General features: G+C 71.6%; 11 protein-coding genes. 5 read left to right on the plus strand and 6 right to left on the minus strand.

The window, feature by feature from the left end:
- Positions 1 to 49 precede the first annotated feature (49 nt).
- Complete coding sequence (locus tag Q9S71_RS10415) at positions 50 to 1,750, plus strand: long-chain-fatty-acid--CoA ligase (RefSeq protein WP_311862246.1); 1,701 nt, start codon at positions 50 to 52, stop codon at positions 1,748 to 1,750.
- A gap of 3 nt (positions 1,751 to 1,753) precedes the next feature.
- Here Q9S71_RS10415 and ligA read toward each other — a convergent pair whose 3' ends face one another.
- Positions 1,754 to 4,078 carry an NAD-dependent DNA ligase LigA gene (gene ligA / locus Q9S71_RS10420; RefSeq protein ID WP_311862247.1) on the minus strand — a complete coding sequence of 775 codons (2,325 nt, stop codon included), beginning with the start codon at positions 4,076 to 4,078 and terminating at the stop codon, positions 1,754 to 1,756.
- On the minus strand, positions 4,051 to 4,743 hold the full coding sequence (locus Q9S71_RS10425; RefSeq protein ID WP_311862248.1) for a DUF4166 domain-containing protein: 693 nt from the start codon (positions 4,741 to 4,743) through the stop codon (positions 4,051 to 4,053). Before Q9S71_RS10425 ends, ligA begins: the two co-directional genes overlap by 28 nt.
- A gap of 41 nt (positions 4,744 to 4,784) precedes the next feature.
- On the opposite strand from Q9S71_RS10425, the gene Q9S71_RS10430 reads away from it, so the two are divergent.
- Positions 4,785 to 5,801, plus strand: a complete 1,017-nt coding sequence (locus Q9S71_RS10430) for an epimerase (protein ID WP_311862249.1) — start codon at positions 4,785 to 4,787, stop codon at positions 5,799 to 5,801.
- Here Q9S71_RS10430 and mnmA read toward each other — a convergent pair.
- Both mnmA and Q9S71_RS10440 read right to left on the minus strand, forming a co-directional pair.
- Entirely contained in the window at positions 5,758 to 6,855 is a 1,098-nt protein-coding gene (mnmA, locus tag Q9S71_RS10435; protein WP_311862250.1) for a tRNA 2-thiouridine(34) synthase MnmA, read from the minus strand. The two genes, Q9S71_RS10430 and mnmA, sit on opposite strands and share 44 nt — an antisense overlap.
- Before the next feature lie 9 nt (positions 6,856 to 6,864).
- Positions 6,865 to 8,049: a cysteine desulfurase family protein gene (locus Q9S71_RS10440; protein WP_311862251.1), complete on the minus strand. Its 1,185-nt coding sequence runs from the start codon at positions 8,047 to 8,049 to the stop codon at positions 6,865 to 6,867.
- A 51-nt stretch (positions 8,050 to 8,100) separates the two neighbouring features.
- Here Q9S71_RS10440 and glgX point away from each other — a divergent pair, with 51 nt between their 5' ends.
- The 3 genes from glgX to glgB are packed head-to-tail and all read left to right on the plus strand — an operon-like array spanning position 8,101 to position 14,452.
- Entirely contained in the window at positions 8,101 to 10,200 is a 2,100-nt protein-coding gene (gene glgX / locus Q9S71_RS10445; RefSeq protein WP_311862252.1) for a glycogen debranching protein GlgX, read from the plus strand.
- A gap of 44 nt (positions 10,201 to 10,244) precedes the next feature.
- Positions 10,245 to 12,320, plus strand: a complete 2,076-nt coding sequence (locus Q9S71_RS10450; protein WP_311862253.1) for an alpha-1,4-glucan--maltose-1-phosphate maltosyltransferase — start codon at positions 10,245 to 10,247, stop codon at positions 12,318 to 12,320.
- Positions 12,317 to 14,452 carry a 1,4-alpha-glucan branching protein GlgB gene (gene glgB, locus Q9S71_RS10455; RefSeq protein ID WP_311862255.1) on the plus strand — a complete coding sequence of 712 codons (2,136 nt, stop codon included), beginning with the start codon at positions 12,317 to 12,319 and terminating at the stop codon, positions 14,450 to 14,452. Before Q9S71_RS10450 ends, glgB begins: the two co-directional genes overlap by 4 nt.
- 43 nt (positions 14,453 to 14,495) lie before the next feature.
- Here the strand turns inward: glgB and Q9S71_RS10460 are convergent, their stop codons facing one another.
- Both Q9S71_RS10460 and Q9S71_RS10465 read right to left on the minus strand, forming a co-directional pair.
- Positions 14,496 to 15,431 (minus strand): tetratricopeptide repeat protein, encoded by a 936-nt coding sequence (locus tag Q9S71_RS10460; RefSeq protein ID WP_311862257.1) that lies wholly within the window; start codon positions 15,429 to 15,431, stop codon positions 14,496 to 14,498.
- Positions 15,428 to 17,206, minus strand: coding sequence for a DUF8094 domain-containing protein (locus Q9S71_RS10465; protein ID WP_311862258.1), 1,779 nt, complete (start codon positions 17,204 to 17,206; stop codon positions 15,428 to 15,430). Before Q9S71_RS10465 ends, Q9S71_RS10460 begins: the two co-directional genes overlap by 4 nt.
- Positions 17,207 to 17,326 lie beyond the last annotated feature (120 nt).

The raw sequence follows: 17,326 nt of genomic DNA on the forward strand, positions 1-17,326 counted from the left end.
CCCGGTCGCCCTCCCGAGCCCGCGCCGACCCGCGCCCTAGGCTGGGGGCGTGACCGATTCGCCCTCCGCCGATCGCCCGTGGCTCTCCTCGTACGGTGAGGGCGTCCCCCTCGACCTGCCGCCCATCGACGGGTCGTTGATGGACCTGCTCGACGAGTCCGCCCGCGACTACCCGGACGCGCCCGCCCTCCAGTTCTTCGGCCGCGAGACGACCTACGCGGCCCTGCACGACGCCGTGGACCGGGCGGCCGCGGGGCTGCGCGATCTCGGGGTGAACAAGGGCGACCGGGTCGCGATCGTCCTCCCCAACTGCCCGCAGCACATCATCGCGTTCTACGCCGTCCTGCGACTGGGCGCGGTCGTCGTCGAGCACAACCCGCTCTACACCCCGCGGGAGCTGCGGACGCAGTTCCAGGACCACGGCGCGCGGCACGCCATCGTGTGGGACAAGGTCGCGCCGACCGTGCAGGATTTCCCCGCGGACCTCCGGGTCGAGGCGCTCGTCGCCGTCGACGTCACGCGGGCGCTGCCCCTGCACACGCGCCTCGCCCTGCGCCTGCCCGTGAAGAAGGCGCGGGAATCGCGAGCCGCGTTGACCTCGCCGGCGCGCGGTGCGCTGTCGTGGGACGACCTCGTGCGGACGCCCGCCCTGGCGGCATCCCACCCCGGTCCGCGGACCGACGACCTCGCGGTCCTGCAGTACACCTCGGGGACGACGGGGACGCCGAAGGGGGCGATGCTGACGCACCGCAACCTGCTCGCCAACGCCCGGCAAAGCCAGGCGTTCATCCCGGCCGTGCAGCGCGGGGACGGATGCGTCTTCTACGCCGTCCTGCCGATGTTCCACGCCTACGGGCTCACCCTCTGCCTCACCTTCGCCATGTCGATGGGGGCGCGTCTCGTGCTCTTCCCCAAGTTCGACGCCGACATGGTGATCGATGCGATCAAGAAGCACCCGCCCACCGTCCTCCCGCTCGTCCCTCCCATCGCCGAGCGGCTGCTCGCGCGGGCACGCGAACGCGGCGCGTCGATCCGCGGCATCCGGATCGGTGTCTCGGGGGCGATGGCCCTCTCCCCTGCCCTCGTCGAGCCGTTCGAGGAGGCGACCGGCGGTTACCTCATCGAGGGCTACGGCCTGAGCGAGTGCTCCCCCGTCCTCATGGTCAACCCGCCCGCCGACAACCGGAAGGCGGGCACCATCGGCATCCCGATCCCGGGGACGGACGCGCGGGTCGTCGACCCCGAGAACCCGTCCCGTGTCCTCGGCGACGGCGAGCCGGGCGAACTTGTGGTGCGGGGACCGCAGGTGTTCTCGGGGTACTACGGCAAGCCGGAGGAGACCGAGAAGGTGCTCGTCGACGGCTGGTTCCACACCGGCGACATCGTCGAGCGCGACGCCGACGGGTTCTTCCGGGTGGTCGACCGTCTGAAGGAACTCATCGTCACGGGCGGGTTCAACGTGTCGCCCTCCGAGGTGGAGGCCACGCTCCGGCAGCACCCGCAGGTCGCGGATGCCGCCGTCGTCGGTCTCCCCGACGCGCACAGCGGCGAGCAAGTCGTCGCCGTCGTGATCCCCTCGCCGGGGGTGAGCGAGGTCGACGTCGAGGACGTGAGCGCGTTCGCCCGCACCCGGCTGACGCCCTACAAGGTGCCGAAGCGGATCGAGACGGTCGAGGAGCTGCCGCGGTCGCTCATCGGCAAGGTCCTGCGCCGACAGGTGCGCGACGCGCTCCTCGCGAAGGACGCCTGAGCGTCACTCCGCGGCGGGAGCGTCGCCGAGCGCGGCCGGACCCTCGGTGACGAGGACGTGGAACTGCGCGGCGTCGATGATCCGGATGCCGAGGGCCTCGGCCTTCGCGAGCTTCGATCCCGCACCGGGCCCGGCGGCGACGAAGTCCGTCTTCTTCGAGACGCTCGACGCCGCCTTGCCGCCCGCCTGCATGATGGCCTCCTGCGCGCCCTCGCGGGTGTACCCCTCGAGCGACCCCGTCGCGACGACGGTGATGCCCTCGAGCACTCCTCCGGCCGCGGCCGCGGCGCCGGGACCCGGGTGCCCGGGCGTCGCCAGCCGCGCGCCCGCGGCGGTCCAGCGGTCGACGATCTCGACGTGCCAGTCGACGGCGAACCAGTCGATGAGCGCGTCGGCGATGATCCCGCCGACACCGTCGACCGCGGCGAGCTCGTCGCGCGAGGCGGCCCGGATCGCGTCGAGCGAGCCGAAGTACTGCGCCAGGGCGCGGGCGGCGACGGGTCCGACGTGGCGGATGTTCAACGCGACGAGGAAGCGCCAGAGGTCCTTCGTCTTGGCCTTCTCGAGCTCGTCGATGAGGGTGAGGGCCTGCGCCGACGGCTGCGGACCCGTGAGGCCCTCCTTCTTCTCCGCTGCGGTGGGGTTGCGGCGGAACGGCGCGCGGCGGACGACCTCGCCGGTGCTCTCGTCGACCCGCGGTTCGCCGGTCTCGGCGTCGCGGACGATGACCTCGATGGGCACGAGCCGCTCCAGCGTCAGCTCGAACAGTCCCGCCTCGGTCTCGAGCGCCGGCTGCTGCGGATCGATCGGCTGGGTCAGCGCGGCCGCAGTGACCTCGCCGAGCGCCTCGATGTCGAGCGCGCCACGCGAGCCGATGTGCTCGACGCGCCCTCGGACCTGCGCCGGGCAGCCGCGCGTGTTGGGGCAGCGCAGGTCGATGTCGCCCTCTTTGGCCGGCGCGAGGGTCGATCCGCACTCCGGGCACGCCGTCGGCATGACGAAGGCGCGCTCCGTGCCGTCGCGGAGTTCGGCGACCGGGCCCAGCACCTCGGGGATGACGTCCCCGGCCTTGCGGAGCACGACCATGTCGCCGATCAGGACGCCCTTCGCCTTGACGACGTCCTGATTGTGCAGGGTCGCCTGGCGCACGACGCTGCCCGCGACGAGCGCCGGTGCCATCTGCGCGTACGGGGTGGCGCGGCCGGTGCGCCCGACCGACACGATGATGTCGAGGAGCCGCGTCTGCACCTCTTCGGGCGGGTACTTGTACGCGATCGCCCAGCGCGGGGCACGGCTGGTCGCGCCGAGCTCGTCGTGCAGGGACAACTCGTCGACCTTCACGACGATGCCGTCGAGTTCGTGCGCGACCGAGTGGCGCTTCTCGCCGTACTCGGCGACGAAGGCGAGAACGCCGTCGACGTCGTCGAACGTCTGCGGATACGGGCTGACCGGCAGGCCCCATTCGGCGAGCAGGCCGTACACCTCGCTCTGAGCGGACACGGGCGGGTCGGGCCAGGCCCCGATGCCGTGGACGTACATGCGGAGGGACGAGAGACGGGCCTCGCCGGCTTCGAGTTCGAGCCCCGACTTCTTGTCGAGCTGCTGGCGCAGACCTCCGCTCGCGGCGTTGCGCGGATTGGCGAACGCCGGAAAGCGTCGCGCCGCGCTCTTCTGCACCTTCTCCTCGTCGTAGCGGGCACGGGAGGCGGCGTCGGCGACGACGCGGTCGCGCAGACGCGCCTGCAGCGCGTTGAGTTCTTCGAAGGCCGCCACCGGGATGAAGACCTCCCCCCGCACCTCGACGAGAGGGGGATGCCCCTCCCCCGACAGCCGCTCCGGGATGCCGGCCACGCGCACCGCGTTCACCGTGACGTCCTCCCCGATGCGGCCGTCGCCGCGGGTCGCCGCCGAGGTCAGCACGCCGTTCTCGTAGCGCAGCGAGATGGCGAGCCCGTCGATCTTGAGCTCCGTCAGCCATCGCACCTTGCGCCCCGCTGCGGCCTCGGCCTTCGTGCACCACTCCCGCAGTTCGTCCGGCGAGAAGACGTTGTCGAGGCTCAGCATCCGCTCGGCGTGCTCGACGGGAGCGAACATCGACGACTCCGCCGCGCCGACGGTCTGCGTCGGCGAATCCTGCCCCTGCAGCTCGGGGTGCGCGCGCTCGATGGCTTCGAGGCGATGCATCCACCCGTCGTAGGTGGCGTCGTCGACCAGACCGACGTCGCCCCCGTAGTAGGCCTCGCGCGCGCCGAGGATCTTCTCCGTGAGCCGCGCGGCCTCTGCGCGGGCCTCATCGAGGGTCAGTTCGGGGAGTTCTGCGTCAGCCACATCGACAGTGTAGGGAGGGCCGGCGACACCGCCGGGACCGTTCCGCGCTCCGGCCGGATGCGGTAGACGAAGGTCCCGGAGTAGCGGAAGACCTCGCCGAGCAGCGGCATCCGCAGTCGGACGTCGACGCGCTGCCGGCCGTTCCCGTCCTCCGTCTCCCGCACCTCCACCCCCGCGATGCGCGGCAGCGGGACCCGGAGGCCGCGGATCCACCACGCGAGACGGCGCGAGCGCAGCAGCATCCCCTCCGCCGACGCACGGGCGGCCAGACGGACCTCGAGACCGCCGCGGCGACCGAGCCGTTGGACGATCTCGCCGCCGTCGACGTGCATCGTGTCGCGCATCACGCGGGTCGTCCGCGGGAAGCCGAACCAGCGCGTCCCCCGGAGTGTGCCGTCCGCGGCGGCCCGGTTCTCCACCACGAACGGGATGTCGCGCCCGCTCTCGGGGAACAGCACGTCGTGTCGCGCGGACCACCGCAGCAGCGCCCCGGCCGTCCGCCGGTAGCGCGAGCCGACGATCGAGTAGACGCCCTCCCCCACGCCGACGTGTCCCTCCGGCACCGGGCCGAAGTAGCGTCGCAGCACGGGAGGCAGCGAGCGGATGCCGGGTCCCACGGCGCGTTCGTACACGGATGCCGCGTGTTCCCGGCCCTCGGAGTTCATGGTCGGAATCTACCGGCGACGTGACCGGGTAGCGTCGAGGCATGTCCCGTCCTCGTGCCGTCGTCGCCGGTGCCGGCGGATTCATCGGCGAGGCTCTCGTCGCAGCCCTCACGGACGACGGATACGACGTCGTCACCGTCGGACGCACCGCCGCCGTCCGCTGGGACGACCCCGCCGCGCTCGCGGCCGCCGTCGACGGCTCCGACCTGCTCGTGAACCTCGCCGGGAAGTCCGTCGACTGTCGCTACACCGATCGCAACCGCGACGAGATCCTGCGGTCGCGGGTGGAGACGACGCGCGCCCTGCACGCTGCGGTGGCCGCGGCATCCGCTCCGCCCCGGCTCTGGCTCAATGCGTCCACCGCGACGATCTACCGCCACGCGATGGACCGCCCGAACACCGAATCGGGCGGCGAACTCGGACAGGGCTTCTCGGTCGACGTCGCGCGGTCGTGGGAGCGTGCGTTCTTCGCGGGAGAACTGTCGCGCACGCGCCGCGTCGCCCTGCGTCTGGCGATCGTCGTCGGCGACGGTCCCGCCTCCCGGATGCTGCTCACCCTCGCACGTACCGGACTCGGTGGGCCGCAGCACGACGGCTGGCTCCCGCCGCACCGTCGCTACCGGGGCATCGGCGACGAGCCGACGGGCGACCGGCCGCCCTGGTACCGCACCCGGGGGCGCCAGCGCTTCAGCTGGGTGCACATCGAGGACGTGCTCCGCGCCGTCCGCTTCCTCATCGAGCGGGACGACATCTCCGGCCCCGTCAACATCGCGGTGCCCGAGGCATCCGACAACCGCACCCTCATGCGCACCCTCCGCGGCGTCGTCGGGATGCCGGTGGGCCTGCCGTCGCTGCGCTGGATGCTCGAGATCGCCATGTGGGTGCTGCGGACCGAGCCCGAGCTGATCCTCAAGAGCAGATGGGTCTTCCCCGAGCGGCTCGTCGACGCCGGATTCCGGTTCGCGCACACCGACCTCCGCGCGGCGTTCGCCGAGGTCGAACGGGGCCGCCGGGTCAGGCGTTCTGGGGAACGGCGGAGACGGTCCGCGCGATCGTGAACTGCCCGATCACCCGGGTCCCGTCGTACAGCACCGCCGTTTGACCGGGCGCGACGCCGTCGAAAGGGGTCTCGGGGACGACCGTGATCGACCCGTCTCGCACGCTCGCCCGAGCGGGGACCGGATCGGCGTGCGCGCGGATCTGCACGTCGCAGGCGAACACGCCGTCGGCAGGAGCACGTCCGGCCCAGCTGTGCCGCTCCCCGGAGATCTCCGCCGTCGCGAGAGCCTCCTTCGGCCCGACGACGACCGTGTTCGAGACGGGACGCACTTCGAGGACGAACCGCGGCTTGCCGTCCGCGGCGGGGACGCCGAGCTGCAGCCCCCGGCGCTGACCGACCGTGAACGCGTGCGCTCCCTCGTGCCGCCCGACGACCGATCCCTCGCGGTCCACGACGTCACCCTGCTCGGCGCCCACCTTCTCGGCGAGCCACCCGCGGGTGTCGCCGTCGGGGATGAAGCAGATGTCGTGGCTGTCCGGCTTCTGCGCGACCGTCAGACCGCGCTCGGCGGCCTCGGCGCGGACGACGGCCTTCGACGGCGTCGTCCCGAGCGGGAAGTAGGTGTGGGCGAGCTGGTCCGCGGTGAGCACCCCGAGGACGTAGGACTGGTCCTTCGCCTCATCCGACGCGCGATGCAGTTCGCGCCCCTCCGGACCGTCGACGAGGGTCGCGTAGTGGCCGGTGCAGACGGCGTCGAAACCGAGTTCGAGGGCCCGTTCGAGCAGGGCCGCGAACTTGATCTTCTCGTTGCACCGCATGCACGGGTTCGGCGTGCGCCCCGCCCGGTACTCGCTGATGAAGTCGTCGATGACGTCGTCGCGGAAGCGCTCGGAGAAGTCCCACACGTAGAACGGGATGCCGAGCAGGTCGGCCGCGCGCCGGGCGTCGAGTGCGTCCTCGATCGTGCAGCAGCCCCGGCTGCCGGTGCGGAGGGTGCCTCCGGCGCGCGAGAGCGCGAGGTGGACGCCGACGACGTCGTGACCCGCGTCCACCGCGCGCGCCGCGGCGACGGCCGAATCGACCCCACCGCTCATGGCTGCCAGTACGCGCATCGTCCCAGTCTACGAGCGCGACCCCGCACGGGCGCTGGACGCCGCCGCGCGGCGGTGCGCCTCGGGGAGGGCGGCGAGGAACGCGTCGACGTCGGCCGCCGTGGTCGTGCGCCCGAGCGTGACCCGAAGGACCGAACGGGCCTCGCGATCGGTGCGACCGAGGGCGAGGACGACGTGGCTCGGCTCGGCGACACCCGCTTGGCATGCCGATCCGGTCGACACGCGCACGCCCGCGGAGTCGAGGAGGAAGAGGAGGGTCTCCCCCAGTGCGTCGGGGAAGAGGAGGTGCAGGTGACCGGGCAGTCGCCGATCCGGTGCACCGAGTAGCCGGACCTCCGGGGCGATGTCGTGCACACCGATCAGGAGCCGGTCGGACAGCGCGCGCAGGCGTTCCGCCTCGGCGGCGCGCTCCGCCGCCGTCAGCTCCAGGGCCACGGCCAGGGCGGCGGCACCCGCGACATCCGGTGTGCCCGAGCGGAGGCCACGCTGCTGCCCGCCGCCGTGAAGGACCGCGCCCATGCGGGCGTGACGCGACACGACGAGCGCCCCCGTCCCGACCGGCGCCCCCACCTTGTGGCCTGCGACGCTCAGCGCGACGAGTCCGCCGCGACCGGCTCCCGGTCCCCGCAGCGCGGCGAAGTCGAGCGACAGATGGGCGATGGCCCCGACGGCGTCGAGGTGGAGGGGCACGTCTGCCGCCGCCGCCGACGCGGCCAGGGCGGCGACATCCGACACGCTCCCGACCTCGTTGTTGGCCACGAGCGCCGTCGCCAGGGCGGCGCCCGGGAGTGCCGCATCGAAGGCAGCGACATCGATCGCCGCGCTCTCGTCGAGCGGCACGGGACGGACCTCCGCCCCCTGGGCGGAAGCGAGCCACGACACCGTGTCGAGGGTCGCGTGGTGCTCGCCGTCGGGCAGGACGACCGCCGACCGGTCCGGGTCGCGCGCCCACCACGTCCCCTGGAGGGCGAGGTTCACCGACTCCGTGCCCCCAGAGGTCAGCACCACTTCGATGGGGTCGCACCCCAGCACCGCCGCGATCCGCTCACGGGCGTCCTCGAGCAGCCTCCGCGCCGCCTGGCCCGCGCCGTGCACGGACGACGCGTTGCCGGTGACCTCCGACGCGGCGAGCCACGCATCACGCGCCTCCGGCCGCAGCGGAGTGGATGCCGCGTGGTCGAGATAGACCGCCATGACCCTCCGCCTGCCGCTGACCTTCATCGCCTGCTCACTACTGTAGGACGCATGACCTCCGCTCCGGCCGGCCCGACGACCGCGGCGTCCGACACCCCCGTTCCGGGGATGCTGTCGGACGTCTACGACCGGCTCGGGGTACGCCTGCACGACGGGTGCGGGACGCTGCGGGTGTGGTCGGAGCACGCCACCGACGTCGAGCTCGTGGTCTTCGACGACGACGACCCGGATTGGATCGTCGACACCGTCCCGCTGGCCCCCGTGGGCGGCGGCGTGTGGGAGGCGACGACGCCCGCGCTGCGGGTCGGCGTCACCTACAGCGTGCGGGTCGACGGACCGCACGGCCCCGGGATGACCTTCAACCCGGCGACGCTGCTGATCGATCCCTACGCGCGGGGGTTGTCGGCCCCCGGCATCCACTCCTGGCGCTCCGTCGTCGTCGACGACTGCTTCGACTGGGGCGGCGTCGCGAAGCCGGCGACGCCGCTCGATCGCACCGTCGTCTACGAAGCGCACGTCAAAGGCCTCACCAAGCGGCATCCCGGTGTGCCGGCGGCGTTGCACGGCACCTACGCCGGGATGGCGCATCCGGCCATGATCGAGCACTACCGGAGCCTCGGGGTGACCGCGATCGAGCTGCTCCCGGTCCACGCCTTCGCGAGCGAGCCCCGCCTCCTGCAGCTGGGGTTGACCAATTACTGGGGCTACAACTCCGTCGGCTTCTTCGCGCCGCACGCCCCGTACGCGACGGCCGCCGCCCAGGCCGAAGGCGCCACCGCGGTGCTCCGCGAGGTGAAGGGGATGGTGAAGCTGCTGCACGCGGCCGGCATCGAGGTCATCCTCGACGTCGTCTTCAACCACACCTCCGAGCAGGGACTCGGCGAGCCCCGCTCGAGCTTCCGCGGGATCGACAACCGGTCGTACTACCGGCAGGCCGACGACGGAACCTACATCGACGTGACGGGATGCGGGAACTCCCTGAACACGTCGACGGATGCCGCGTCCCGCCTCGTCCTCGATTCGCTGCGCTACTGGGCGAACGAGGTGCAGATCGACGGGTTCCGCTTCGACCTCGCCCCCGTCCTGGGGCGCGATGCCTCCCACGCCTTCACCCCGGAGCACCCGCTCCTGCAGGCGATCGTCGAGGACCCCGCGCTGGCGGGCGTCAAGATGATCGCCGAACCCTGGGACGTCGGCACCGGCGGCTGGCAGACGGGGGCGTTCGGCGCCGGCTGGAGCGAGTGGAACGACCGCTACCGCGATCGGGTCCGCAACTTCTGGCTGAGCGACATCGACTACTCCCGCCGCGCCGAGGTCACGCCGGTGGGGATCGGCGGGTTCGCGACCCGGCTCGCCGGATCGGCCAACACGTTCAGCGCCGAGCGCGGACCGCTCGCGAGCGTCAACTTCGTCACCGCGCACGACGGGTTCACCCTCCACGACCTCGTCTCCTACGACTCCAAGCGCAACGAGGCCAACGGCGAGCACGGGCGGGACGGGGCGGACACGAACCGCTCCTTCAACCACGGCTTCGAGGGGCCGACCGACGATCAGGCCGTCCTCGCCGCCCGCCGGCGCGCGATGCGCAACCTGCTGGGCACGCTCCTGCTCTCGGCGGGCGTTCCGATGATCACCGCGGGCGACGAGATCGGGCGCACGCAGCACGGCAACAACAACGCGTACTGCCACGACTCCGCGCTGACCTGGTACGACTGGGGCCGCGAACCCTGGCAGGACGACCTGCACGCCCACGTCGAGCTGCTCACCCGCATCCGCCGGGAGAACCCGGCGCTGCGACCCGTCCGGTTCGCCCATGCCGAGAAGACCGTTCCGGGCGCGTCCGTCATCGACTGGTACGACGAGCAGGGGAACACGATGTCGGTGGAGCAGTGGACGGATCCCTCGCACCGCACGCTGCAGTACGACGCCTGCTCCACACCCGAGAGCGAAGCGCCCAACCGCACGCTCCTGGTGGTCCACGGCCGGGAGAGCGACGTCGAGATCACCCTTCCGGCGCTGGAGGGTGTGACGCGCTTCGCCCCCCTGTGGTCGAGCGTCGACGAGCGTCCGCGCTCGGATGCCGCCCCGCTCTCCCCCGGCGACGCGTTCACCGCGACCGGCCCGTCAATGTACCTGTTCCGGGCCGAGTGATCCAGGCCGTTTCGAGCCTTCCTCGGCACCGGTAGGTTCGGAACGTGGCCACACAGATCTCCCCCGCTTCCGTCCGCAGCTCCGCTGAGATCCCGGTCCGACCGGTGAAGGCGACCAGGAAGGATGCCGGCATCCGCAACGGCCGCATCCCGATCGCCTCCCATCGTCCCAGCGTCCCGGGCGGCCGGTTCGCGCCGACTGCGTTCGTCGGCGAGGCGGTGCCGTTCACGGTCGCCGCCTTCCGCGAGGGACACGACCGCATCGGCGTGCACCTGCGTCTGACGGCGCCCTCGGGCGCGGTCACGCTCCACCGGCTCCGGCCCCTCGACGACGGCTTCGACAATTGGCGCGTCGTCGTGGCACCCCTCGAGCAAGGCACCTGGAAGTTCCGTTTCGAGACGTTCGCCGACGACTACGCGACCTGGCGTCATGCAGCCGAGCTGAAGATCGCCGCGGGTGTCGACCCGATTCTCATGCGGGAGATGGGCGCGCGGCTGTTCGAGCGCGCCGCCGCGGAGAAGACCCGTCCCGTCGAGGAGCGCACCGCCCTCACCTCCGCGGCGCGCGCCCTCCGCGATGACGCCGTGGACGACGAGGCGGCCCTCATCGTGGTGCGCGACCCGGGGCTCGCCCGGGCGTTCGCCGACCGCCCCGCCCTCTCGCTCCACACCCTCCACGAGGAGAACACGCTCCTCGTCGAGCGCGAGCGAGCCGGCGTGGGCGCCTGGTACGAGTTCTTCCCGCGCTCCGAGGGGGCGGTCCGCTTGCCGGACGGCACCGTCCGCAGCGGCACCTTCCGGACGGCGGCCGAACGCCTCCCCGCCGTCGCCGCGATGGGCTTCGACGTGCTCTACCTCCCGCCCATCCACCCGATCGGCGAGGTGAACCGCAAGGGCCCCAACAACACCCTGAACGCCGGTCCCGGGGACCCGGGATCGCCGTGGGCCATCGGCTCGGCGGACGGCGGACACGATGCGGTCCACCCCGACCTCGGGACGCTCGAGGACTTCCGCGCGTTCGTGGACACCGCGAACGCCCACGGCCTGGAGATCGCCCTGGACCTCGCCCTCCAGGCCGCTCCCGACCACCCCTGGGTGACCGAGCACCCGGAGTGGTTCACGACACTGCCGGACGGTTCGATCGCCTTCGCCGAGAACCCGCCGAAGAAGTACCAGGACATCTACCCGGTCAACTTCGACAACGACCCGGTCGGCATCCGCGCCGAGGTGCTGCGCATCGTCCAGCACTGGATCCGACAGGGGGTGAAGATCTTCCGCGTCGACAACCCTCACACCAAGCCGCTGCAGTTCTGGGAGTGGCTGATCCGCACCGTCAACGCCGAGCACCCCGACGTCGTCTTCCTGGCCGAGGCGTTCACCCGTCCCATGCCGATGCGGGCCCTCGCACAGAGCGGTTTCCAGCAGAGCTACTCGTACTTCACGTGGCGCAACACCAAGACCGAGCTCGAGGAGTTCTTCGCCTCGATCTCGGACGAGACGGCGGATTTCATGCGCCCGAACCTCTTCGTCAACACCCCCGACATCCTCACCGAGTACCTGCAGTTCGGCGGGCGTCCCGCCTACCGGATCCGCGCCGCTCTCGCGGCCACCGCGGGGGCCAGCTACGGCGTGTACGCGGGATACGAGCTCTACGAGAACGTCGCCCGCCCGGGGTCCGAGGAGAACATCGACAACGAGAAGTACGAGTACAAGTTCCGCGACTGGGCGGGGGCCGAGGCCGCGGGCGACTCCCTCGCCCCGTTCCTGCGGCGGCTGAACGAGATCCGCCGGGCGCATCCCGCGCTCCGGCAGCTGCGCGGTCTGCACCTTCAGGGCACGGACGACGACGCGATCGTCGCCTACGTGAAGCACCTGCCCGCGGCGGTGGCCGAGCGCGGCGAATCCGACACGATCATCGTCGTCGTGAACGTCGACCCGCACTCGGCGCGCGAGACGACGGTGCACGTCGATTCGCAGATCTGGGGACTCCCCCGCGGCCACGACTACGAGGTCGAGGACCTCCTCACCGGCGCGCGCTGGACGTGGAACGAGCACAACTACGTCCGACTCGACGCTTTCGCCGAACCCATCCACATCCTCCACGTGAAGGCACACTCATGACCCGTCCCGATGATTCGATCCTGGATGCCGTCGGTGCCGGCGCCTACCACGCCCCCCACGACGTGCTGGGCCCGCACCCCGAGGGCGACGAATGGGTGATCCGGGCGCGGCGCCCCTTCGCGCAGACCGTGACCGCCGTGCTGGCCGACGGCTCCCGCGTCGAGCTCGAGCACATCCGTCAAGGGGTCTGGGAAGGCGTCGCGGAGACGCAGCCGACCGCCTACGATCTCGTCGCGACGTACGAGGGCGCTCCCGACTACCGCGTGGACGACCCGTACCGGCATCTGCCGTCGCTCGGCGAGATGGACCTGCACCTCATCCGCGAGGGGCGCCACGAGCAGCTGTGGACCGTCCTCGGGGCCCACGTCCGCCACTACGGCCCCGTCAGCGGCGTCTCCTTCGCGGTATGGGCGCCCAACGCCCGGGCCGTCCGCGTCGTCGGCGATCTGAACGGATGGGACGGCACCCAGCACGCCATGCGCTCGCTCGGATCGAGTGGCGTCTGGGAACTGTTCGTCCCGGGCATCGGCGCGGGCTCGGCCTACAAGTTCGAGATCCTCACCGCCGCGGGCCACTGGGTGATGAAGGCCGACCCGATGGCCCGGGCCGCCGAGGTCCCGCCCGCAACGGCATCCGTCGTCACGGAGAGCGAGTACACCTGGTCGGACGACGAATGGATCGCCGCGCGGGCGTCGGGCTCCGTGCACGACAAGCCGATGTCCACCTACGAGCTCCATCTCGGCTCGTGGCGGCCCGGTCTCAGCTACCGCGACGCCGCCGACGAGCTCGTGGACTACGTGGGGGCGCAGGGCTTCACCCACGTCGAGTTCCTCCCGCTCGCCGAGCACCCCTTCGGGGGCTCGTGGGGCTATCAGGTGACGGGCTACTACGCCCCGACGAGCCGCTTCGGCAGACCCGACGACCTCCGCTATCTCATCGACCGGCTGCACCAGGCGGGCATCGGCGTCATCATGGACTGGGTGCCCGGGCACTTCCCGAAGGACGAGTTCGCGCTCGCGCGCTTCGACGGAGCCCCGCTCTACGAGCACCCGGATCCCCGGCGCGGCGAGCACCGCGACTGGGGCACGTACATCTTCGACTACGGGCGCAACGAGGTGCGGAACTTCCTCGTCGCGAACGCGCTCTACTGGTTCGAGGAGTTCCACGTCGACGGCCTGCGTGTCGACGCCGTCGCCTCGATGCTTTATTTGGACTACTCCCGCGAGGAAGGGCAGTGGGAGCCGAACATCCACGGCGGCCGCGAGAACCTCGAGGCGATCCGCTTCCTGCAGGAGGTCAACGCAACCGCCTACAAGCGCTACCCGGGCATCGCGATGATCGCGGAGGAGTCGACGAGCTTCCCCGGTGTGACGGCTCCGACCAGCCAGGGCGGTCTCGGCTTCGGGTTCAAGTGGAACATGGGCTGGATGAACGACTCGCTCGTGTACATCGGCCGCGACCCGCTGTACCGGTCGCACCATGAGGGCGAGCTCTCGTTCTCGTTCGTCTACGCGTTCAGCGAGAACTTCGTGCTCCCCATCAGCCACGACGAGGTCGTGCACGGCAAGGGGTCGCTGTTCACCCGGATGCCGGGCGACCACTGGCAGCAGCTCGCCAACATGCGAGCCTTCCTGGCGTACATGTGGGGGCACCCGGGCAAGCAGCTCCTGTTCATGGGGCAGGAGTTCGGGCAGATGTCCGAATGGTCCGAGGGGCGCGGCCTGGACTGGTGGATGCTGGATCAGCCGGCGCACCAGCAGTTGCAGCATTTCGTCGCCGCCCTCAACCGCACCTACCGGGACGAAGCGCCGCTGTGGTCGCGCGACACCGACGGGTCCGCCTTCTCGCGCGTCTGGCCGCACACCCCCGACGGCAACATCCTCGGGTTCGCGCGCCGCGACCACGACGGCGGCACGGTGGTCGTGCTGTGCAACTTCGCCGGTTCCCCCCGCCACGACGTGCGGATCACCCTGCCCGGGGCCGGTGCGTGGGCCGAGATCCTCAACAGCGACGCGCAGGAGTTCGGCGGGTCCGGGGTCGGCAACTTCGGCGGCGTAACGACGGATGCCGACGGCACCGCGACCGTCGTCCTGCCGCCGCTCGGCGTCCTCTGGCTCCGTCACCAGGCGTGAGAGACAGGGGGTCCGGGCTGATGCCCGGACCCCCTTTCCTCTGTCAGAAAAGCAGACTCGCGAGTCGTCCCCGCGCTCGGATGACCCGAGGGTCTGCGTCGCCCACGACGCCGAAGAGTTCGAGCAGACGTGCCCGCACGGGCGCGCGCTCGTCCGCCGGCAGGGCGGCGAACAGATCCAGCAGTCGCGCGAACGCGTCGTCGACGTGCCCGCCGGCGAGATCCAGATCGGCGACGGCGAACTGCGCCTCGACGTCGTGCGGAGCGGCAGCGGCAGCGGCGCGCGCGGCGGCGAGGTCCAGGTTCTGCACACGGCCGAGCAGATGCACCTGCGCGAGGCCGGCTTTCGCGTCCTCGTCGCGGGGGTTCTCGGCGAGAGCCTGCTCGTACGCTGCCGCGGCGGCCTGGTAGTCACCGGACTCGATGGCGTCGAAGGCCGCCTGATGGAGCGGCGGCAAGGCGGCCGGGCGGTCCTCGGCATCCGTCTCAGCGCCCTCGACGGGCACCGTCCCGGTCACCCCGTGCTGCGCGGCGAGCTGCAGCAGTTGCGTGAAGACCTCGCGCACCTGCGCCTCCGGCACGGCCCCCGTGAAGAGCTGGACGGGCTGACCGGCGACGAGGGCGACCACGAGCGGGATCGACTGCGCACGGAAGCTCTGCGCGAGCTGCGGGTTCGCGTCGACGTCCACCTTCGCGAGCACGAGCCGGCCGCCGAGCTCGGTCACGAGCTTCTCGAGCACGGGGCTCAGCTGCTTGCAGGGGCCGCACCAGTCGGCCCAGAGGTCGACGACGACGGGGACCGTCCGCGACAGCTCGAGGACCTGACCGAAGTCGGCATCCGTCACGTCGAAGATGAGGCGGGATGCCGGGGCCCCGCCGCCGGCGGGCGCGGCGGCCTCGGGCTGTCCCGCGGGCCGGTTGCGGAGGGACGAGAGATCGACGGCGCCGCGGAGGACGGCGCCGGGTGCGGGGGTGCTCACTCTTTTTCAACCACCTTGGCGTCGAGGACGTTGGAACGGGAGGCGAGCAGCTGGATCTTGTCGTTCGAACCCTGCGCGGGCACGAAGAAGTACAGCTGATCGGTGTAACGGGTCTGGAAGCCGGTGCTCGACTGCGAGACGCCCGAGAGCGCCTTCACGACGACGTTCTCGCCGAGCTTGATCACGGCGTCGGAATCGGTCGGGACGGCGGTCTCGTTCTCCGTGACGGTGACGGCCACGATCGCGCCGCTGTCGAGTGTGACGAGCGAGAGCGGCTCGGAATCGCCGGGCTCGGCCTGGAACGAGACCCGGCCGGTCTCCTCACCGGTCTCATTGAACTTCTTCAGGACGGCCGCGCGATTCTCGGCGACGAGGGAGCGGAACGTGTCGGTCTTCTCATCGAACAGGGCGGCGAACTCGCTCTTGTCCCCCTTGTCGAGGACGTCGGCGTACGCGGCGGCCAGGTTCTCGGGCGGCATGAGGAGGAACGGTGAGGTGGGCTCGACGGCCACGGCACCGACATACTCCGCGGCGAGGTTCATCGTGGCATCGGCGCGGAGACTCGAGATGTAGGCGACCTTGTACTCGGCCCACGGGTCGCTCTGCGTCGCCGTCATGACGGTGGCGACGCCGTCCGCGTCCTCGACCACCGCCATGAACATGCGCGGCCAGTCGTTCTTCGCCTGCGGCAGGAGCGCGGTCATCGTGCCGGCCGGGATGGCGGGCAGCGGGTCGGCATCGGGGAGTTCGGTGCGGAGTCGGTAGTTCGTCTCACGCTCGGTGAGGGCGGGCCCCGTGAGTCGCAGCGCGGCGGCCTTCGGGTCCTTCGCCTCGTCGGCGGCGGCGACCTGCTCGGAGATCCGGCCGAGGATGCGCTCGGCCTGCGTCTTCGTCACGGCGGGCGCTCCCTGGCCCTCGGGCACGATGACGGATGCCGAGGGCGATGGCGTCGCCTCGGGCTGCAGGTCGGGCCAGGCGTCGGGCGAGCAGCCGGTGAGCGCGATCCCGCCGACGAGGAGGGCGGAGAGCGCGACGAACGGGCGCCGTCCGCGACCGAGTCGCTTCCGCGCGGGAGCCGCCGTGATGACGCCCTTCTCCGCCTGCTCGACCGAGAGGTCGATGGGTTGCGTCGCAGTGGTCGGCAGACCCTTGCGACGCGGGCCCCGGGACCGCCGGACGTGACGCAGAGCGAGGATGTACAGGACGAGGCCCACGACGGCCATCAGGATGCCGCCGGCCAGCAGCGGTCCGGCCCACGGCGTCGTCGCGCCGGTCGGCCAGGTGACGCTCAGCTCGGAGGGGGCCGCCGCAGTGCCGTCCGAGGCGACCAGAACGCTCATGTCCGCGGGGAGGCGGAGGGTGGTGGCGAGAGACCCGTCCTGCTCGAACTCGTCCAGCCAGAGGTCGGACCCGGCGGGCGCCGCGGTCGGCGCATCGCCCTCGACGGGGGCCGACGCGGCGACGGTCTCGGAGACGGGCAGGTCCTCGGCGCCGAGGGTCACGTGGACGTACTCGGTGGGAGCCAGCCACGCCGCGATGTCCTGCGTCCGACCGTAGGCGGCGAAGACCGGGCCGTCGCCCGCGATGCGGAGGGTCTGCGCGCCCGGGTGGCTGGCGAGGACCGCACCGTCGATGAGGACGTAGGGGGCGTCGGCATCCGTCGTGAGGGTCGCCGTCTCGGTCGCCGGTGCCTCGAGGATCGTGCGCTGGGCCACTCCGGCGCCGATCATCAGCGTGGCAAGGACGAAGGCGATGATCGCCCACACGAATCTCACGAACTGCCGCCCTCCTCCAGCCGGCATCCGGGGTGCACGGCCGATCATTCGACATTCCAGCCTAGCGAACGGTGCTGGCAAACGCGTGGGAGGGCGTCGCTCCCGCGTCCGGGCGCATCG

The sequence above is a fragment of the Microbacterium gawkjiense genome (assembly GCF_031932225.1).
GTDB classification, from domain to species: Bacteria; Actinomycetota; Actinomycetes; order Actinomycetales; family Microbacteriaceae; genus Microbacterium; species Microbacterium gawkjiense.